This window comes from Pararhodobacter oceanensis (assembly GCF_003076755.1).
GTDB lineage: Bacteria > Pseudomonadota > Alphaproteobacteria > Rhodobacterales > Rhodobacteraceae > Pararhodobacter > Pararhodobacter oceanensis.
Genome location: NZ_QDKM01000003.1, coordinates 196,367 through 214,999 on the forward strand (window position 1 = coordinate 196,367; position 18,633 = coordinate 214,999).

Sequence of the window (18,633 nt, forward strand, 5' to 3'; positions counted from 1 at the left end):
CAACCCGCCTGAGACGACCCGCGACACGCGCTTTGGGAGGAGCCGCAAATGACTGACTTGCCGCTGACCACCCCGCCGTGGATGACGGAGGAGCATGCGATGCTCGGCGAGATGGCGCGCCGGTTTTTCCATGAGGAATGGGTGCCGCAGGGCGCGCGCTGGCGGGCGCAGGGGCAGATGGACCGCAGCACATGGCAGGCGGCGGGCGAGGTCGGGCTGCTCTGCGCCTCGATCCCCGAGGCTTACGGCGGTGCCGGTGGTGATTTCGGCCATGAGGCGGTGATCACCCTTGAGGCGGCGCGGGCCAATCTGGCGAGCTGGGGCAACGGTGTGCATTCGGGCATCGTCGCGCATTACATCCTTGCTTACGGCAGCGAGGCGCAGAAACAGCGCTGGTTGCCGAGACTGGCCAGCGGCGAGATGGTCGGCGCGATTGCGATGACCGAACCCGGGGCGGGATCGGATCTGCAGGGGCTGAAAACCCGCGCGGTGAAAGACGGCAACCTCTATCGGCTGAGCGGGCAGAAAACCTTTATCACCAACGGCCAGCACGCTGATCTGATCATCGTCGCGGCGAAAACCGACCCTGAAAGCCGTGCCAAAGGCCTGTCGCTGATGGTGGTCGAGACCGAGGGCGCAGAGGGCTTTGCGCGGGGCCGCAACCTTGAGAAGATCGGGTTGAAAGCAGCGGATACTTCGGAATTGTTCTTTGACAATGTCGCGCTGCCGCCAGAGGCGCTGCTCGGCGGCATTGAGGGGCAGGGATTCGCCCAGATGATGGCGCAACTGCCGCAGGAGCGGCTGATCATCGGCTGCGGCGCGGTCGGCGCCATCGAGGGCGCGGTGGAGCGCACCATTGCCTATTGCAAGGAGCGCGAGGCTTTCGGCAAGCCGGTGATCGACTTTCAGGCGACCCGCTTCACGCTGGCTGAATGCAAGACCAATGCGGTGGTGGCGCGGGCGTTTCTGGACAGTTACATCACCGCGCATCTGAACGGCGCGCTCAGCGTCGAGATGGCGGCGATGTGCAAATACTGGCTGAGTGATCTGCAGGGCAAAGTGCTGGATGACTGTCTGCAATTGCACGGCGGCTACGGGTTCATGCAGGAGACTGAAGTCGCGGAAATGTGGACCGATGCCCGCGTGCAGCGGATTTACGGCGGCACCAACGAGATTATGAAAGACCTGATCGGGAGGGCGCTATGAGCCAGCAACAGCGCCCCTTTGCGGCGGCGGTCCAGAAGAATGAGTATTTATGGCAAGATGAAGCCGGTAGAAGCGCGCCCGCCGGCTCGCCGGTTGTGACCGGGTCATCACTGACGGGCGGCTTCACCTTGCACGGTCATCGGCTCTCCAGCCTGTACCGCACCCCTGACTCTAGGGGCGCTTGGTTAACAAATATTCACCATGCGGCTTCATCTTGCCAAAAATACTCAAAATCCCACATCTCCACTGGAAACACCGCTGAAAGGACAGGCGCATGACTGCAACCCTCTATTGTTTCGGCGAATCGGGGAACGCCTATAAGGCGGCGCTGACCGCGACGCTGGCGGGCTATGACTGGGAACCGCGGTTCGTCGATTTCTTTGCTGGCGAGACCCGCTCGCCGGAGTTTCGCGCGCTCAATGTGATGGGCGAGGCGCCGGTGCTGGTCGATGGCGATACCACGCTCAGCCAGTCCGGCGCGATCCAGTATCACATCGTCAAAGCCACCGGCAATCTGGGCGGCGCGGCGGGCGAAGAGGAAGAAGTCCTGCGCTGGGTGCTCTGGGACAACCACAAGCTCAGCTCGCAGGCCGGGATGACGCGGTTCTTGATGAATTTCATCCCCGAGGACAAACGCTCGGCGGATGTGATCGCATTTATGCAGGGCCGCCTGAAGGCCGCCTATGCGACGCTGGATGCGCATCTGGCGGGGCGCGACTGGATTGTCGGCGAGGCTGTGACCATCGCCGATTGCGCCTGCTGCGGGTATCTTTTCTACCCCGAGCCCTTTGGCTTTGCCCGCGCAGACTGGCCCAATATCGACCGCTGGCTGGGCAATATCGCCGCCCTGCCCGGTTGGAAAACCCCCTATGACATGATGCCCGGATCGCCTGCCGACCGGCAAACCGACTAAGGAGAGAGCAATGACTGAAGCCTATATTTACGACGCCGCGCGCACTGTGCGGGGCAAGGGCCGCAAGGATGGCAGCCTGCATGAGGTCACCGCCGCGCGGCTCTCGGCGATTGCGTTGAACGCGCTGAAGGATCGCAATGATCTGGACACCCGCGCGATCGAGGATGTGATCTGGGGCAATGTCACCCAGATCGGCGAACAGGGCGCGTGCCTCGCGCGGACCGCGGTTCTGGCCTCCGAATTCGACGAATCCGTGCCCGGCGTCAGCGTCAACCGGTTCTGCGCCTCGGGTCTGGAAGCGGTGAATATGGCCGCCAACCAAGTGCGCGGCGGCGCCGGCATGGCCTATGTTGCGGGCGGTGTCGAATGTATGAGCCGCGTGCCGATGGGCACCGATGGCGGCGCGATTGCGGTGGATCCCTCGATTGCGATTGACAATTACTTCGTCCCGCAGGGGATCAGCGCCGATATCATCGCCACCAAATTCGGGTTCACCCGTGATCAGGCCGATGCGATGGCGGTGGAGAGCCAGAAGCGCGCGGCGGCGGCTTGGAAGGCCGGCCATTTCGACAAGACCGTGGTTCCGGTCAAGGATATCAACGGGTTGACCATCCTCGACCATGACGAATTCATGCGCCCGCAGACCGATATGCAGAGCCTTGGCGCGCTGAAGCCTTCGTTCAAGGATATGGGCGAGGTGATGCCCGGGTTCGACAAGATCGCGTTGATGAAATACCCCGAGCTGGAGCGGATTAACCATATCCACCATGCGGGGAACTCTAGCGGAATTGTCGATGGGGCGGCAGCGATCCTGATCGGCAATAAGGAATTCGGCGAGAAATACGGGCTGACCCCGCGCGCGCGCATTCGTGCCACCGCCAAGATCGGCACCGATCCGACGATCATGCTGACCGGTCCGGTTCCGGTGACCGAAAAGATCTTGCGCGAGAGCGGCATGTCGATTGATGATATTGATCTGTTCGAGGTCAATGAGGCCTTCGCCTCGGTGGTGATGCGTTTCGAGCAGGCGTTTGGCGTTGACCATAACAAGGTCAACGTGAACGGCGGCTCGATTGCCATGGGCCACCCCTTGGGCGCGACTGGCGCGATCATCCTTGGCACGCTGCTCGACGAGTTGGAGCGCACCGGCAAGGGCACCGGTCTCGCGACGCTGTGCATCGGCTCGGGCATGGGTGCGGCGACGATCATCGAGCGCATCTGATGCCGAAAATCGACATCAACGCGGCACCCGTAAAGACCGGCTCGATTTACCCCGAGCCCTATAACGGCCAGATGGCCGGACGGCGGTCGCAGCGGTTGGGCGAGCATGCCGGATTGACCCAGTTTGGCGTCAATATCGTGCATCTGGAGGCGGGTGCGCCCGCTTCCCTGCGGCACTGGCATCTGCGCGAGGATGAATTCGCCATGGTTCTGACCGGCGAATTGGTGCTGGTCGAAGACGCGGGCGAGACGGTGATGCGCGCGGGCGATTGCGCCGCGTGGCAGGCGGGCGTGCCGGATGCGCACCGTTTCATCAACCGCTCGCAGGCGCCCGCCAGCTTTCTGATCGTCGGCTCGAAGGCCGAGGAAGAGGAAGCGACCTACGGCGATGTCGATATGAAAATTCACATCTCGGGCGGCAAAGCCCGGTTCACCTATCACGACGGCAGCGATTGGAGCGGACCCAGAGATCTGGCCGCCAGCGGGATCGCGCCGAAAGGAGACAGCAAATGACCGAACTGCATTACAAAGTGGACGCTGACGGCGTTGCGATCATCACTTGGGACGTGCCCGAGAAGTCGATGAACGTGATGTCCTTTGAGGGGCTGCAAGAGCTTGAAGACGGGATCGACAAGGCGCTGGCCGATGACGCCGTGAAAGGCGTGGTGATCACCTCGGCCAAGCCCGATTTCGCCGGTGGTATGGACCTGAACATCCTTGCCAAAATGCGCGAGGATGCGGGCGACAATCCGGCCAAAGGCCTGTTTGACGGGGTGATGTCGATGCATGCGCTGCTGCGCAAGATCGAGCTTGCCGGTATGGACCGCAAGACCCAGAAAGGCGGCAAGCCGATTGCCGCCGCCCTGCCCGGCACCGCGATGGGCATTGGCTTGGAAATCCCGCTGGCCTGTCACCGGATTTTCGCCGCCGACAACCCCAAGGCGCGGATTGGTCTGCCCGAGATCAAGGTCGGGATCTTCCCCGGCGCCGGTGGCACCACGCGCTTGTCGTGGAAGCTGGGCGCGATGGCGGCGGCGCCGCTGCTCTTGGAGGGTAAGGCGCTGGCCCCGGCCAAAGCCAAGGCCGCGGGCGTGATTGACGAGGTGGTCCCGGCTGATGAGTTGCTGGCCAAGGCCAAAGAATGGGTCTTGGGTGCCAGCGACGCCGATCTGGTCAAGGGCTGGGACAAAAAGGGCTATAAAGTGCCCGGTGGCACGCCTTACCACCCTGCGGGCTTTCCGACTTTTGTCGGCGCTTCGGCGATGGTGCATGCCAACACCTGGGGCGCTTATCCGGCGGCCAAGGCGCTGTTGAGCGCGGTCTATGAGGGCTTGCAGGTGCCGTTCGACACCGCCCTGAAAGTCGAGGCGCGCTGGTTCACCCATGTGCTGATGAACCCCTCGTCGAGCGCGATGATCCGCAGCCTGTTCGTCAACAAAGGCGCGCTGGAGAAGGGCGCGAACCGTCCCGATGTGCCGGATGAGCGGGTGAAAAAGGTCGGCGTCTTGGGCGCGGGCATGATGGGCGCAGGGATCGCCTATGTCTCGGCCGCGGCGGGGATCGAGGTGGTGCTGTTGGACAGCAGCGTGGAGTCGGCGGAGAAGGGCAAAGCCTATTCCACCGGCATTCTCGACAAGGCGATCAAGCGCGGGCGCTCGACCGAGGAGAAGAAAGCGGCATTGCTGGGCCAGATCACGACCACGGCGGATTATGCCGATCTTGAGGGGTGCGATCTGATCATCGAGGCGGTGTTCGAGGACCCGAAGGTGAAAGCGGATGTGACCGCGAAAGCCGAGGCAGTGATCCCGGAGACGGCGATTTTCGCGTCGAACACCTCGACCCTGCCGATCACCTCGCTGGCCGAAGCCTCCAGCCGCCCCGAGCAGTTCATCGGCATCCACTTCTTTAGTCCGGTGGACAAGATGCTCTTGGTCGAGATCATCAAGGGCGCGCAGACCGGCGAACGCGCGGTGGCGAAATCGCTCGATTATGTGCGCCAGATCCGCAAGACCCCGATTGTGGTCAATGACGCGCGGTTCTTCTACGCCAACCGCTGCATCATTCCCTATATCAACGAGGGCATGCGGATGGTCGCCGAGGGTGTCGCGCCGCCGCTGGTCGATAATGCCGCGCGCCTTCTGGGCTTTCCGGTCGGGCCGCTGCAGCTGGTCGATGAGACCTCGCTGGATCTGGGCGCCAAGATCGCCAAGGCCACCAAGGCGGCGATGGGCAATGACTACCCCGATGATGCGGTCGATGAGGTGGTGTTCTGGATGGTCGATGAGGGCCGTCTGGGGCGCAAATCCAACGCCGGTTTCTTTGACTATGACGAGAAGGGCAAGCGGCAGGGCTATTGGTCGGGTCTGGGCGATAAATTCCCCCGTGCCGAGGACCAGCCCGAGCTGGATCAGGTGAAACACCGGCTGATGATGGCGCAGGTGCTGGAAGCGGTGCGGGCGCTGGATGAGGGCGTGCTGGAGGACATCCGCGAGGGTGATGTCGGCGCGATCCTTGGCTGGGGCTTTGCGCCCTGGTCGGGCGGGCCGTTCAGCTGGCTGGATATCATCGGGCTCAAGCGCGCGGTGGAGATTTGCGACGGGTTGGAGGCGGAGTTCGGTCCGCGGTTCAAGGCGACGCAATCGATGCGCGAGATGGCCGCGAGTGGTGCGACGTTTTACGGCCAGAAGGTGAAAGCGGCGTAAGGGCTGGGCCCGACGCTGGCGATTTGCGCCCGTCCCGAGGTTTCGGGGCGGGCGTTTTTTGTGGGGGCGAGGCGCGGAGGGGGCGCTTTATCTGCTCGGTTTCTCAGCCTTGGCGCGGGCGTCAGCCCGGGCCGCGCCCGACCCTCCCCCCGGGAGGGCGCATGGCGATGTTATGTAAGGCTCAACCGACATGGATGCTTTTGAGCACAGCGCGCAGTGGCGAGGCTGGGAGCGCCCACCCAGTGTCGGGCGCGACCCGGGCTGGCCCCGTGCGGGGCGGGCTGGGCTAGCTGGTTCCACAGCGAAACGGGACGCGCCCGGCCCTGGGTGGGCGCCGGTGCCTGTTGAACTGGGGGTGGCGCTGGAAAACAGTGATGTCGGTTGCACGGTGAAGGACATCGCCAAGGCGCCCTCCCGTGGGGAGGGTCGGGCGCGGCCCGTGGTTTCCACGGGCCTGGGGGTTGGGATGTGGGGTCACTCCCTTGTTCGAGGCTTTCCGTATCAGAAGGCGTTAAGAAATCCGCGCAGGTCCATGGCCCGGTTTCCGCCCTTCTAGACCGCCAATGTGCGAAAAGGGACGCGCCTGACCCTGGGTGGGCGCATATGCCTGTTGAACGGGGTGCTGCGCTGGAAAGCACTGATGTCGTTCGAGCGGCGGAGGGCATCGACGAGGCGCCCTCCCATGGGGAGGGTCGGGCGCGGCCCGTGGTGCCCACGGGCCTGACGGATGATTGATGTGGGGTCACTCCTTTTTTCGAGGCTTTCCCTATCAGAAAACGTTAAAAAATCTGTGCAGGTCCATGGCCCGTTTTCCGCCCTTCTAGACCGGCAATGAACGAAAAGGGACGCGCCCGACACTGGGTGGGCGCAGATGCCTGTTGAGCGGGGTGTTGCGCTGGGAAGCAGTGATGCTGGTTGTGCAGTGAGGGACATCGCCGGGGCGCCCTCCCATGGGGAGGGTCGGGCGCGGCCCGTGGGGGGCACGGGCCTGAGGTGATTGATGTGGGCGAGGACAAGTAAACGCCGCACCCTTGGGATGCGGCGTGGATTGGGGTCACCCGAGGGCGCGTGGCTGTTGCGGGCCGTGGCGCGCTTGGGCTGGTGCCGGTGTTGGGGCTGCCGGTGTCGGGGCTGCGGTCAGATGGTCGAGAGCGCCCCGAGGTCGGAGAGATCCGACAGGTCGAGGAGATCGGCGAGATCAGCGCCGTGCATCGCGTCGATCAGGCGCCGCGCCTGCCGGTCGGTGAGCTGCTGATAGTGCACCTTGCCGCCGGTGAGCATCATTTCCTCGGCGCTATGCACCATCTCGCCCTGCTCGTTCGGGCAATGCACCAAGGTGGTGCCGCTGGCATAGACCACCTCGTCCCCCTCGAACACCAGCGTGACGATCTTCATCTCGCGCATCGGCGGCACGCGGGTGATCGCGTTATAGCCTTCCAGCACATTGGCCTTCACCATCATGAAGGGATCGCCATATAGCGCCTCGGCCTCGTCGCTTTCGATCAGCACCGCCTGATCGGGCAGCAGGCGGATCGCCTCGCGGTTGCCCAGCGCCTTGGCCGGCACTTCCAGCGGCCAAAGCCCGCGGGGGGCGGCGGATTCGGCAGTCCAGAGGGTGCTGATCTGCACGGTTTTCAGCGGCCGCATGCCGTTGTCAAAGGTCACCACACGGTCGCCGCTGCGCAGGTCCTCGACCCGCTGCCAGCCAAGCTCGGTGGCGACCATCGTGCCGGCGATCAGACCGCTGGCAATCGAGGCGATCTCGCGCCCCGCCGCCATCGGACCGCTGTCTCCGACGGTCTGCACCGACCAGAGATCCCCGCGCCCCGAGAAGGAATACGGCAGAGTGTCTTTGCGATTGTTCGACGTGCTTACCCAACTGTGCAACATTTTCTGTCCCCTTTAAAAGCACCCACATGTGCTTGATGGGTCCATAGAACTGCGGCGCGATGGCGAAGTGTTGATAAGTTTGCGGAGAATTGTAGGTAATCCCCGCGCCGCGCACCGCAAAGCCGCCATATTGCGGCGATGAGCCCCGAGATCGGCAGGATCTGCGCGGTTGTTGCCACAATTGACCCCGCTGCGCGAACAAACATCGCGAATACAGGATATCGTTTCCCGACTCGCGGGGGTGGCAGCGGTCTGGCCGCGACTCAGGGGCGAGCCGCAGCAAGAGACTCAGCGGCTGCGCAAGACCATCAGGGCGCCGGCGCCGATGATCAGCACGATGCCGATGGCGGCGCTGAGCGACAGGGGTTCTTGCCAGAGCAGATAGCTCCAACCGGCGACCACCGGCAGCAGCACGTATTCAAAGATCGTCACGCGGCTGGCCTCGGCGATCTGGTAGCCGGTGACCAGTAGCGCGATCGCCAGCATCGAGCCAACGGCCTGCAATAGCGTCCAGCCGAGAAACGCGGGGCCGGGCCAGAGCCAGCCACGGGTGAGGAAACCGGCGGCGCCCTCGGGGACCGGCGGCGCGAGGATTGCCAGCACCGCGAGGCCCAGCACTCCGGCGAGGCCGAGCACGATGAAGAACCCCAGTGTCAGCGTCGCGGCGCTTTCCTGCGCGCACCATTCGCGGGTGGCGACATTGCCCAGCGCATAAAAGGCGCCCGCGGCCAGCGGCACCAGAGAGCGCCAGTCGAGATCGGATTGCGCGCCGGGTTGCAGCACCATGAGGACGCCGACAAACCCGACCAGCGCCGCCAGCAAACGCGCCATGCCGATGCGGTGGCCGTAGAAGCGCGCCAGCAGCAGCACGAAGATCGGCGCCGCGAAAAGCCCTGCCGAAGCCTGTGCGACGCTGAGAAAGCCGAGGCTGCCGAAATAGATCAGGATGCCGGTGCCATGCGCCAAGGAGCGCGCCGCCACCGCGCGAAAATTCACCGGCCGCAAGCGCAGCGCCAGAGGCAGCGCCAAGAGCCCCATCATCGCGGCGGCCATCAGGGAGCGCATCAGCTGGAACTGCCAGAGCCCGCCGATCAAGGCGATTTCGCGGACGAAATTATCGACAAAACCGATCAACACCGCATAGCCCAGAATACAAAGCGCTGCCGCCATGGTGCGGTTGCCTGCCTGTGTCATGCTCATGCTCATGCGCATTCCCCCTTTTCGACCGGCGAAACTGCCGCCACTATGCGGAGCAGACAAGTCACTGATTTACAAGAGCGAGGATCACATGGGTTGGTTGGCCGACGAGTCCGGTCTGGACAAAACCGCAGCGAATTACGTGCCGCTGACGCCGCTGTCACATCTGCGCCGCGCTGCCGATATCTTCGCCAGTCGCGAGGCGCTGGTTTACGGCAATCAGCGCTGGAGTTACGCGCAGTATATGGAGCGGGTGACGCGGCTGGCCTCGGCGCTGGCGGGTCGCGGGGTGCGGCCCGGGGATGTGGTCTCGACGCTGTTGCCGAATGTGCCCAGCCATGCCGAGGCGCATTTCGCCGTGCCGGCCTGCGGGGCGGTGCTCAATGCGATCAATACGCGGCTGGATCTGGATACGGTGGCCTATATTTTCGCGCATAGCGGCGCGCGGGTGGCTTTGGTCGATGCCAGTCTGATTGATCTGGCCGAGGCCGCTTGCGCGCAGATCGGCGGCGGGCCGGAATTGATCGAAGTGCCCGATGCGCAGGCCGGTGTCGCGGCGAGCGGGCGGCATCCGCTTTATGAGGATGTGGTGGCGCAGGGTGATCCGGCGTTTGACTGGATCATGCCGCAGGATGAATGGGAATCGCTGGCGCTGAATTACACCTCGGGGACGACGGGGCGGCCCAAGGGTGTGGTCTATCATCACCGCGGCGCGTATCTCTCGACCATGGGGCAGCCGATCTCGTGGCGGATGGTGCTGTTTCCGCGCTATCTGACGATTGTGCCGATGTTCCATTGCAACGCCTGGTGCCATCCATGGATGATCCCGGCGCTGGGGGGCGCGATCATCTGCCTGCGCGAGATCACCGCGCGCGGGGTCTATAAGGCGATTGCCGAGGAGCAGGTGACGCATTTCGGCGGCGCGCCGATTGTATTGCAGACGATCATTGCCGCGAAAGACGACGAGCGGTTGCCGTTTGACCATACCGTCGAGGTGTTCACCGCCGGTGCGCCGCCACCCGCTGCGGTGCTGGCGGCGATCGAGCCTTTGGGGTTCAATGTCACGCAGGTTTACGGGTTGACCGAGACTTACGGGCCGGTGACCGAATGCACCTGGCATGAGGGGTTCGAGGCGCTGGAAGGCGACGACCGCGCCAGCGTCAAGGCGCGCACCGGCGTGTTGATGCCGTTCATGGACCGGATCACCGTCACCGATGAGGCGCTGCGGGAAGTCGCGCGCGACACGTTGGCTTTGGGCGAGATCATGCACCGTGGCAATGGCGTGATGAAGGGCTATTTCCGCAACCCCGAGGCCACGGCGGAGGCGTTCAAGGGCGGGTATTTCCACTCGGGCGACATCGCCTTCATGCATGAGGACGGCTATATCAAACTGGCGGATCGGGCGAAGGATATCATCATCTCAGGCGGCGAGAATGTCAGTTCGGTCGAGGTCGAGGGCGCCCTGATGCATCATCCGGCGGTGGCTTTGGCGGCGGTGGTGGCGAAACCTGACGAAAAATGGGGCGAAGTGCCCTGCGCCTTTGTCGAGCTGAAAGAGGGGCAAGAGGCCAGCGCGGCGGATTTGATCGCCTTTTGCCGCAGCCGCATTGCCGGGTTCAAAACCCCGAAATTTGTGGTGTTTCAGGACTTGCCAAAAACCTCGACAGGGAAGATTCAGAAGTTCGAATTGCGCGAGCAAGCCAAGACCTTGTGATCGCCAGCCCCTAGCAGCGGCGGCTGGCTTGCAATAGCATGGCGCTTTCGCACAGGTGAGATCGCGAGCGGGTGTTGAGGCATGACAGCACTGGATAAATACACGCGGCTCGAGGGCTCGGGTATCTGGCGGGCTGCGCCCGAGGAGCAGCGCCGCGATGTGGTGGTGTCTTTGGGCAATGCCAGTCTGGTGATCGCGGATGCGCGCTCGGAAATCGTGCTCAGCCATTGGTCCCTGCCCGCGGTGCAGCGGATGAACCGGGGCAATAATCCGGCGATTTTCGCCCCTGCCGAGGATCATGACGGCGAGACCCTGGAATTGGATGACGCGACGCTGATCGAGGCGCTGGAGACGATCCGCGCCGCGCTGGCCCCGCGCCAGCCGCTGCGCTGGTTGCGCATGGCATTGGTGGCGGCGACGGTATTGTTATTCGCGATTGGTGCCTATTGGCTGCCCGGCGTGGTGGTCAGCCGCACGACGCAGATCGTGCCGCCAGCGATGCGCGCGCAGATCGGGCGGACGGCCTTGGACAGTCTGTTTCTGGGCGCCAGCGGCGAGCGGATCTGCGCCGATCCCGAGGGGCGGCAGGTTCTGGCGACGCTGCGCAACCGCGTGTTGGGCGCGGGTTGGCAGGTCTCGGTGGTCGGTGGGGTGCCGGGGCTGGAGGTGGCGCATTTGCCCGGGCAGATCATGGTGCTGGGCGCGGATTTGCTTGAGCGCTTGGACAGTGCCGAGGCGCTGGCAGGCTGGATGCTGGGCGAGGCGCTGGCGCTGCAGGCGCATGATCCGCTGAGCGAGGCGCTGCATTACGCGGGGCTGCGGGCGACGCTGGGGTTGATGACCACCGGCGCGCTGCCCGAGGGGTCGCTGGCGGGCTATGCCGCGCAGCTCTTCGCGCAGCCGGTGGTGTTCCCGCAGGCTGAGGCTTTGGGGCTGCGGCTGGATGCTTTGGGACAGGCGCCAACCGCCTATGCGCTGTCGCTGCCCGAAGCGCAGGCGGGGCTGGCGCAGGCGCTGGCCGACCGGATCGGCAGCCGCGCGACACGGGCGCCGCGGTTGCTGAGCGACGGGGAATGGCTGACGTTGCAGCAGATCTGCGCGGATTAGGGGGCTGGGCGCGAGACGTGAAGCGCCAGCCAGCGGACCAGCGGAACGCCGATAATGGCTTTCATAACGAACTGAGGGCGCCAGATTGGCTCGCCGTGTGTCGCCAGACCGCGGGATGGCGATCCTACTGTGGAACGATGCGCTTTATGCTGGCCAACCCGGACGACCTGCAAGCGACGTGCCTTGGGCAGCCAATTCGCCAGCCCTTGCGGGCGGTCCCCGCTCTCGGTGATTATTCGATGAATAATCACCTGCCGCGTCGACGGGACGATGCACGGCGGCTTCGCCTTGATTCCGTGCAGAGGAGGCCTTGGTGTGCCATGGCGCGTCGATGGGACAATGCAAGGTGGCTATGCGTTGGTTCCATGCGGGAGGCGCGAACTACGGGATAGCTGAACGCGAGGCGGTGATGGTTGCGCCGTATAGACGAGGACGGACACGAGCCGCGCATCGGCAGTCCGCGGGGTGGCGGGGCGACCGTGGAGCGGCGCGGTTTATGGTGGCAAAATCCGAAATACATTAAAGCGGTGCGCCAACAGCAGCCAGATCGCCAGCCCGGGGGGCGGACCCCGCTCTCGGTGATTATTCTATGAATAATCACCTGCCGCGTCGACGGGACGATGCGCGGCGGCTTTGCCTTGATTCCGCGCGGTGAAGACCAACGTGCGCAGCCTCGCCTACTGAAACGCAAAAACCCCCGCCGGTGGGCAGGGGTTTCGCAATCTCATATCCGGCGATCAGCGGATGAAGGCATCCGAGTAGCCCATCGCGCGGGCGCGTTGCAGGGCGGCTTGCAGGTCGGCGTGGCTGGTGAAGGGACCGGCGAGGACCGCTTGCATCGGGCGGCCACCATTGGTGATCCGGCCGGTGGCAGCAGGCAGGCCCTGGGCGCGCAGGGCACGGATCGCGGCCTGCATATTGTTGCGACCACGGAAGGTGCCGATCTGCACATATTGCCCGTCACTCATCCGGCCACCGCTGAAATTCGAGCGCTCGGGCTGATGCGCGGTGACCCCGGCCATGGTGCCCATGGTCGAGACCGTGGCGCGCGGCGCGGCAACCGCAGGTGCGGCAGGCGCAGGCGCGAAATGGCCAGAGGCGCCGTGCAGATAGGGCTCGGGCCAGCGCGGTGCATAGGGCGGCGGCAGCATATAGACGTTGTTATTCGGCCCCGGATAGGGGTTCACGCCATTCCAAGGTTCCCAGACGCCACCGCGCGGCGATTGCTCACGCAGAGCATCGGCGGGATGCGTGGCCTGCGGGACGCAGCGCAACGGCAGATCGGGGCGCGCGGGCGAGGGCACGGCATACATCTGGCTGTGCGGGCTGTAATTGGTGCAGGGCGACGGGCCGGTGCGGTCATAGAAGCTCCAGCGGGTGTCGAGCCCACCGGCCTGCACGCGGTGCAGCGTCGGTGCCGAGGTGCGGGCCTGCGCCACGCGGGTGCGGGCGGGCGGGCCTTCGGGCGCGACGGAGTAAGGCTCGGAGATGCGGGTGCGCACCGTGGCCGTGGCCACCGGCGCGGCCACAACAGTGGCGCGGCGCGGCGTGGTCGCAGCGGTCACCACCGGCTCGGCGCGCACGGTGACCGGCGCGGGAGCCATAACCGGAGCTGGTGCCGGAGCAACCTGTGCCACCGCTGCAGCGCCAACCGCCACCGAGGGCTGCGCGCCGCACATTGGCCGGCGATCATCGCCGTAGCGCGGCACCCATGTGGTATGGCCGTTGAAGCCAGCGCGGATAAACACACATCCGTTGCTGTCTACATATTGAGTTTGGCTATAGCTGGCGGGCGGCATCTCGGCCGGGGTGCGACCAACTTGCGCCTGCGCAGCTACAGCCGACAAGGCCGTGACGACGGCAGCTGTCGAAAATAGCTTGGCAATCATAAGAATTCCCCCTGGTGGATTTACCAAGGATGCAATGACATGCCTTCGGAGTAAAGTCTTATCTTTACATCACTTTGTGCCAAACATGCGGTCACCGGCGTCGCCCAGCCCCGGCACGATATAGCCTTTTTCGTCCAAACGCTCATCCAGCGAGGCGGTGACCACGCGCACATCGGGGTGCGCCTCTTTCATCCGCGCGACGCCTTCGGGCGCCGCCAAGAGGCACAGGAAGATGATATTCTTGGCGCCCGCCTCTTTCAACAGATCCACCGCCGCCGCCGAGGAATTGCCGGTCGCCAGCATCGGATCGACGGCAATGGTCACCCGCTCGCCCATTTCGGAGGGGAGTTTGCAGTAGTATTGCACCGGTTTGAGGGTCACCGGATCGCGGTAGAGGCCGACGAAACCGACGCGGGCGCCGGGGATCAGCTCAAGAATACCGTCCAAGAGCCCGTTACCGGCGCGCAGGATCGAGACCAGCGCCAGTTTGCGCCCCTCGAGCACCGGCGCGTCCCATTCGCAGATCGGGGTCTGGATCCGCTCGGTGGTCATCGGCAGATCGCGGGTCACCTCATAGGCCAGAAGCTGCGAAATCTCGCGCAGCAACTGGCGGAACACCGCCGTCGAGGTCTCGGTCCGGCGCATCATGCTGAGTTTATGCGCGACCAGCGGGTGGTCGACGACAGTCAAATGCGGGACGGTCTCGGCGGTGTGTTCGGTCATGCGCTTCCCTCGATGATTTTGAGTATGCGGTCTCTGGTCGCGGCGTCGCAGAAGGCGGCGCGCATCGCGTCGGCGTTCATGGCGCGAAAATCCTCTTCTGTCCAGCCAAAGACCCGCGCCAGTTCTTCATATTCCTTGACCAGCGTGGTGTGGAAAAACGGCGGATCATCGGTCGAGATGGTCACTTTCACCTCGCGTTCACGCAGGCGGGCTATCGGGTGGCTGGCGAAATCGGGGTAAACGCCGAGCACCACATTCGAGCCCGGGCAGACCTCAAGCGTGATGCCGTCTTCGGCGAGCCGATCAACCAGCGCCAGATCGTCGATGGATTGCACGCCGTGGCCGATGCGCTCGACCTTCAGGTGATCAAGCGCATCGCGCACCGATTGCGCGCCGCCCCATTCGCCAGCGTGGGCGGTCAGCCGCAGACCGGCCTCGCGGGCGCAGTCAAAGGCCCAAGTGAAGTCTTTGGGGTGAAAGGCTTTCTCGTCACCGGCGATGCCGAAACCGGTGATGAAGTGGCCCTTGGTCTCGGCGGCACACTGCGCAATCGGGCGGGATTTCTCGGGGCCGAAATGGCGGATCGGGGTGACGATACCCTTGAGGGTGATGCCCATGGTGCGCTCGGCCTCATCGGCGGCCTCGGTGATCGCCTGCAGATATTCGCGCCACGCCACCAGATCGCCGCCGCCGCAGAAATCGGGCGAGACAAAGGTTTCCGCGTAGACCACACCATCGGCGGCGCGGTCTTCGAGCACGGCAAGGGTCAGGCGGCGGAAGTCCTCAGGGGTTTGCAGCGTGGTGCAGGCGGCCTCATAGACCTCGAGAAAATGCCAGAAATCGCGGTAGGCATAGCCGCCGTGCTCGTCAAAGATACCGGCGATGTCGATGCTTTTCTCTTTCGCCAATCCACGAATAAAGGCGGGGGGCGCGGCGCCTTCGAGATGCAGGTGCAATTCGGCTTTGGGCAGGGCGGGGTCGATGCGTTCGCTCATGTCACTCTCCGTTGGGGGATGTTCGGCTGAGGATGTCACGACCCGGCCCGCGCTGGCTGAGGCCGAGATGCGCGGCGACGGTGGCAGCGACATCGGTAAAGCCGATCTGTCCGAGGTTGCCCTCCCCTACAAGCGTTTGCGGCTGGTGCACAAGCACGGGCACGCGCTCGCGGGTGTGGTCGGTGCCGGTCCACGTGGGGTCATTGCCGTGATCGGCGGTGAAGATCGCCAGATCACCGGGGCGCAGGCGGGCGAGGAGGTCGGCGGCTTGGGCGTCGAAGACCTCCAGCGCGCGAGCATAGCCGGAGACGTCGCGGGGGTGGCCATAGAGGCTGTCGAATTCGACGAGGTTGCAGAAGGTTAATGAGCCGTCTTCGGCCTCATCCGCAAGGCGCAGGAGGTGTTGCACCAGATCGGCGTCGCTTTTGCCCTTGTGCAGATGGTCGATGCCACGGTGCGAGAAGATATCGCCGATTTTACCCACAGCATGGACGATATGGCCGTCGGTTTGCGCCCAATCCATCAAGGCGGGGCTGGGCGGGGCGATGGCGAAATCGCGGCGGTTGCCGGTGCGTTTGAATGCGCCCGCGGTGCCGGTGAAGGGCCGCGCGATCACCCGCCCGACGCGGCGCGCATGCAGATAGGGCGCGAGGTCTTCGCAGAGTTTGATCAGGCGCTCGAGGCCGAAGGCTTCTTCATGCGCGGCGATCTGGAACACGCTGTCGGCGGAGGTGTAGCAGATCGGATAGCCGCTGCGCAGATGTTCGTCGCCCAGCGCCTGCATGATCGCGATACCGGCGGCGTGGCAATTGCCGAGGATGCCGTCGGTGCCGGCCAAGGCGCAGACCTTGGCGGTGAGATGGTCGTCAAAGGCGGGGGTGGTTTTGGGGAAATAGGTCCAGTCCCAAGGCACCGGCACACCGGCGAGTTCCCAATGGCCCGAGGGCGTGTCCTTGCCGTTGGAAACCTCGGTGGCGGCGGCCCATTGGCCGGTGGGGGTGGCGGTGAGGCCGGGGGCGTGGAAGCCCGAGGCCAGTGTCAGGGCGCGGCCAATGCCGAGGGCTTCCAGCGTCGGGATGCGCAGGGGGCCGCTGCGGCCTTCCTCGGCGCGACCCTCGGCGCAGGCTTGGGCGATATGGCCGAGGGTGTTCGCGCCGGTATCGGGCACGCCGTTGTTGAAAAACGCCTCGGCATCGGGGGCGCCGCCGATGCCGACGGAGTCGAGAACGGTGAGAAAGGCGCGGGACTTTGGTGCGGTCATGGGCCGATCCTGTGTTGCACGAGGGGGAGCGGGCTGGGCGCGGGGCCGATCTGGCAGGCGGCTTGCAGCGCGGCAATCGCGGTGTCGGCGCTGGCCTCATCGGCGGCATGGACGCGGGCGATGGGGGTGTCGGGGCCAAGCTCGGTGCCCGGCGCGGCGATATGGGAAAAGCCCACCCGCGGGTCGATGATATCGCCGCCCTTAAGCCGCCCGCCGCCGAGATGCACCACTGCTTCGCCCAAAGCGCGGGTGTCATAGCGGGTCAGGATGCCGGAATGCGGGGCGGGCACGTCGCGGATCACCGGCGCTGTCGGCAGGTGCTGCGCGTAGCTGCGGCTGAAGTCTTTGGGGCCACCTTGGGCGGCGACCATCCGCTCGAACCGTGCGGCGGCGGCGCCGGAGGTGAGGGTCTCGCGGGCCTTTGTTGCGCCCGCTTCGGCGTTATCGGCGAGGCCCGAGAGCGCCAGCACCTCGCCGCAGAGCGCAGCGGTGAGGTCGATCAAGCGGGCGGTGGGGGCTGTGCCGGTGAGCGTGTCCATGACCTCGGCCACTTCGAGCGCGTTACCGGCGCAAAGGGCCAGCGGGCGGTCCATATCGGTGATCAAAGCGGAGGTTTTGCACCCTGCCCCATTGGCGGTCTCGACCAGCGATTTGGCCAGCGCCTGCGCCTGTTCCGCCGAGGGCAGGAAGGCGCCGGAGCCGGTTTTGACATCAAGCACCAAAGCATCGAGACCGGCGGCGAGTTTTTTCGACAGGATCGAAGCGGTGATCAGGTCGACACTGCTGACCGTGCCGGTGACATCGCGCACCGCATAGAGCCGCTTGTCGGCGGGGGCGATGCGGGCGCTGGCGCTGACGATGGCGCAGCCGACCTCAGACATCAGCGCGCGCAACCGGTCCTCGGAGGTGTCGGTGAGGAAACCGGGGATCGATTCCAGTTTGTCCAATGTGCCGCCGGTATGGCCGAGGCCACGGCCCGAGACCATCGGCACATAGCCGCCGCATTCGGCCAAGACCGGCGCGAGTAGCAGCGAAATCGAATCGCCGACGCCGCCGGTGGAGTGTTTGTCGATCACCGGGCCGGGCAAGTCCCATGCCAGCACATTACCGGAGTCGCGCATCGCGAGGGTCAGGGCGACGCGGGTCTCCTCGGAGAGCCCGCGCAACAGGGCGGCCATGGCGAAAGCACCGGCCTGCGCATCACTGACCTGCCCGCTGGCCAGACCGGCGGCGAACCACGCGACACCCTCGGGCGTGGCGCAGCCGTCGCGCAGGCTTTCAATGACCGCACGGGCGTCAGTCATGCCCTGTCCATATGGCTGGCGGTGAAGGCGCCAGGCAGCAGTTGCGCGACGCTCATGGTCAGGGATTTGCCGTCGATTGTCGCCATCGTCACCTGCACGTCACCATCGGCAAATTCGCGCAGTTTCTGGCGGCAGCCACCGCAGGGGGGCACCGGCTCGGGGCTGTCGGCGATCACGGTGATCTCGGCAATGCGGGTGTCACCGGCGGCGATCATCACCGCGATGGCACCGGCCTCGGCGCAGGTGCCCTCAGGGTAGGCGACGTTTTCGACGTTGCAACCGGCGTGGATATTGCCCTCGACCGAGCGAATGGCGGCGCCGACGCGAAACCTTGAGTAGGGCACATAGGCGCGCGCCCAGACCGCGCGGGCGGAGTCTAATAGTGTCATCGGTGGAACCCTGCAAATTTGACCATCGGGTTCAGCTTTGCCCAGCGCGGGGATTGATGCAAGGGGGCGCTAACGGCTGACCTTGCGGCGCTGCGGGGCGGTTTGACCGCGTGATCGCGCGC

Annotated in this window: 16 protein-coding genes; 8 read left to right on the top strand and 8 right to left on the bottom strand. The window is 64.9% G+C overall.

What is annotated here, in order from left to right; genetic code table 11:
• Positions 1–48: 48 nt before the first annotated feature.
• Genes DDE20_RS08480 through DDE20_RS08500 form a run of 6 tightly spaced genes read left to right on the top strand, consistent with a single transcriptional unit; the run spans position 49 to position 6,042 of the window.
• On the top strand, positions 49–1,206 hold the full coding sequence (locus tag DDE20_RS08480) for an acyl-CoA dehydrogenase family protein (protein WP_116558053.1): 1,158 nt from the start codon (positions 49–51) through the stop codon (positions 1,204–1,206).
• Positions 1,203–1,484: a hypothetical protein gene (locus DDE20_RS18885; RefSeq protein ID WP_133240330.1), complete on the top strand. Its 282-nt coding sequence runs from the start codon at positions 1,203–1,205 to the stop codon at positions 1,482–1,484. Before DDE20_RS08480 ends, DDE20_RS18885 begins: the two co-directional genes overlap by 4 nt.
• Entirely contained in the window at positions 1,481–2,119 is a 639-nt protein-coding gene (locus DDE20_RS08485; protein WP_116558054.1) for a glutathione S-transferase family protein, read from the top strand. Before DDE20_RS18885 ends, DDE20_RS08485 begins: the two co-directional genes overlap by 4 nt.
• A gap of 10 nt (positions 2,120–2,129) precedes the next feature.
• Entirely contained in the window at positions 2,130–3,341 is a 1,212-nt protein-coding gene (locus tag DDE20_RS08490) for an acetyl-CoA C-acetyltransferase (protein ID WP_116558055.1), read from the top strand.
• On the top strand, positions 3,341–3,853 hold the full coding sequence (locus tag DDE20_RS08495) for a cupin domain-containing protein (protein ID WP_116558056.1): 513 nt from the start codon (positions 3,341–3,343) through the stop codon (positions 3,851–3,853). Before DDE20_RS08490 ends, DDE20_RS08495 begins: the two co-directional genes overlap by 1 nt.
• Entirely contained in the window at positions 3,850–6,042 is a 2,193-nt protein-coding gene (locus DDE20_RS08500) for a 3-hydroxyacyl-CoA dehydrogenase NAD-binding domain-containing protein (RefSeq protein WP_116558057.1), read from the top strand. The genes DDE20_RS08495 and DDE20_RS08500 overlap by 4 nt, the downstream gene beginning before the upstream one ends.
• A 1,137-nt stretch (positions 6,043–7,179) precedes the next feature.
• Here the strand turns inward: DDE20_RS08500 and DDE20_RS08505 are convergent.
• Both DDE20_RS08505 and DDE20_RS08510 read right to left on the bottom strand, forming a co-directional pair.
• Complete coding sequence (locus DDE20_RS08505; protein WP_116558058.1) at positions 7,180–7,932, bottom strand: Hint domain-containing protein; 753 nt, start codon at positions 7,930–7,932, stop codon at positions 7,180–7,182.
• Between the two features lie 288 nt (positions 7,933–8,220).
• Positions 8,221–9,138, bottom strand: a complete 918-nt coding sequence (locus DDE20_RS08510) for a DMT family transporter (protein WP_240607934.1) — start codon at positions 9,136–9,138, stop codon at positions 8,221–8,223.
• A gap of 82 nt (positions 9,139–9,220) precedes the next feature.
• On the opposite strand from DDE20_RS08510, the gene DDE20_RS08515 reads away from it, so the two are divergent.
• Both DDE20_RS08515 and DDE20_RS08520 read left to right on the top strand, forming a co-directional pair.
• The gene (locus DDE20_RS08515; RefSeq protein ID WP_116558059.1) at positions 9,221–10,843 is read left to right on the top strand and encodes an AMP-binding protein; all 1,623 of its coding nucleotides are present in this window, start codon (positions 9,221–9,223) and stop codon (positions 10,841–10,843) included.
• An 81-nt stretch (positions 10,844–10,924) separates the two neighbouring features.
• Entirely contained in the window at positions 10,925–11,950 is a 1,026-nt protein-coding gene (locus DDE20_RS08520; RefSeq protein ID WP_116558060.1) for a hypothetical protein, read from the top strand.
• A 737-nt stretch (positions 11,951–12,687) separates the two neighbouring features.
• On the opposite strand, the gene DDE20_RS08525 is transcribed toward DDE20_RS08520, so the two are convergent.
• From DDE20_RS08525 to DDE20_RS08550, 6 genes are all read right to left on the bottom strand, one after another.
• Positions 12,688–13,698, bottom strand: a complete 1,011-nt coding sequence (locus DDE20_RS08525) for an SPOR domain-containing protein (protein ID WP_165814462.1) — start codon at positions 13,696–13,698, stop codon at positions 12,688–12,690.
• A gap of 210 nt (positions 13,699–13,908) precedes the next feature.
• Positions 13,909–14,562 (bottom strand): uracil phosphoribosyltransferase, encoded by a 654-nt coding sequence (gene upp / locus DDE20_RS08530; RefSeq protein ID WP_116558062.1) that lies wholly within the window; start codon positions 14,560–14,562, stop codon positions 13,909–13,911.
• Entirely contained in the window at positions 14,559–15,557 is a 999-nt protein-coding gene (locus tag DDE20_RS08535; protein ID WP_116558063.1) for an adenosine deaminase, read from the bottom strand. Before DDE20_RS08535 ends, upp begins: the two co-directional genes overlap by 4 nt.
• Position 15,558: 1 nt before the next feature.
• Complete coding sequence (locus tag DDE20_RS08540; protein WP_116558064.1) at positions 15,559–16,818, bottom strand: phosphopentomutase; 1,260 nt, start codon at positions 16,816–16,818, stop codon at positions 15,559–15,561.
• Entirely contained in the window at positions 16,815–18,122 is a 1,308-nt protein-coding gene (locus DDE20_RS08545) for a thymidine phosphorylase (RefSeq protein WP_116558065.1), read from the bottom strand. The genes DDE20_RS08540 and DDE20_RS08545 overlap by 4 nt, the downstream gene beginning before the upstream one ends.
• Positions 18,119–18,511 carry a cytidine deaminase gene (locus tag DDE20_RS08550; RefSeq protein WP_116558066.1) on the bottom strand — a complete coding sequence of 131 codons (393 nt, stop codon included), beginning with the start codon at positions 18,509–18,511 and terminating at the stop codon, positions 18,119–18,121. Before DDE20_RS08550 ends, DDE20_RS08545 begins: the two co-directional genes overlap by 4 nt.
• Positions 18,512–18,633: the final 122 nt, after the last annotated feature.

Coding starts and splice junctions, on each gene's coding strand:
- DDE20_RS08500 (WP_116558057.1), top strand. CDS start 3,850: ATGACCGAACTGCATTACAAAGTGGACGCTGACGGCGTTGCGATCATC.
- DDE20_RS08540 (WP_116558064.1), bottom strand. CDS start 16,818: ATGACCGCACCAAAGTCCCGCGCCTTTCTCACCGTTCTCGACTCCGTC.
- DDE20_RS08510 (WP_240607934.1), bottom strand. CDS start 9,138: ATGAGCATGAGCATGACACAGGCAGGCAACCGCACCATGGCGGCAGCG.
- DDE20_RS08495 (WP_116558056.1), top strand. CDS start 3,341: ATGCCGAAAATCGACATCAACGCGGCACCCGTAAAGACCGGCTCGATT.
- DDE20_RS08485 (WP_116558054.1), top strand. CDS start 1,481: ATGACTGCAACCCTCTATTGTTTCGGCGAATCGGGGAACGCCTATAAG.
- upp (WP_116558062.1), bottom strand. CDS start 14,562: ATGACCGAACACACCGCCGAGACCGTCCCGCATTTGACTGTCGTCGAC.
- DDE20_RS08535 (WP_116558063.1), bottom strand. CDS start 15,557: ATGAGCGAACGCATCGACCCCGCCCTGCCCAAAGCCGAATTGCACCTG.
- DDE20_RS08490 (WP_116558055.1), top strand. CDS start 2,130: ATGACTGAAGCCTATATTTACGACGCCGCGCGCACTGTGCGGGGCAAG.
- DDE20_RS08480 (WP_116558053.1), top strand. CDS start 49: ATGACTGACTTGCCGCTGACCACCCCGCCGTGGATGACGGAGGAGCAT.
- DDE20_RS08505 (WP_116558058.1), bottom strand. CDS start 7,932: ATGTTGCACAGTTGGGTAAGCACGTCGAACAATCGCAAAGACACTCTG.
- DDE20_RS18885 (WP_133240330.1), top strand. CDS start 1,203: ATGAGCCAGCAACAGCGCCCCTTTGCGGCGGCGGTCCAGAAGAATGAG.
- DDE20_RS08550 (WP_116558066.1), bottom strand. CDS start 18,511: ATGACACTATTAGACTCCGCCCGCGCGGTCTGGGCGCGCGCCTATGTG.
- DDE20_RS08515 (WP_116558059.1), top strand. CDS start 9,221: ATGGGTTGGTTGGCCGACGAGTCCGGTCTGGACAAAACCGCAGCGAAT.
- DDE20_RS08520 (WP_116558060.1), top strand. CDS start 10,925: ATGACAGCACTGGATAAATACACGCGGCTCGAGGGCTCGGGTATCTGG.
- DDE20_RS08545 (WP_116558065.1), bottom strand. CDS start 18,122: ATGACTGACGCCCGTGCGGTCATTGAAAGCCTGCGCGACGGCTGCGCC.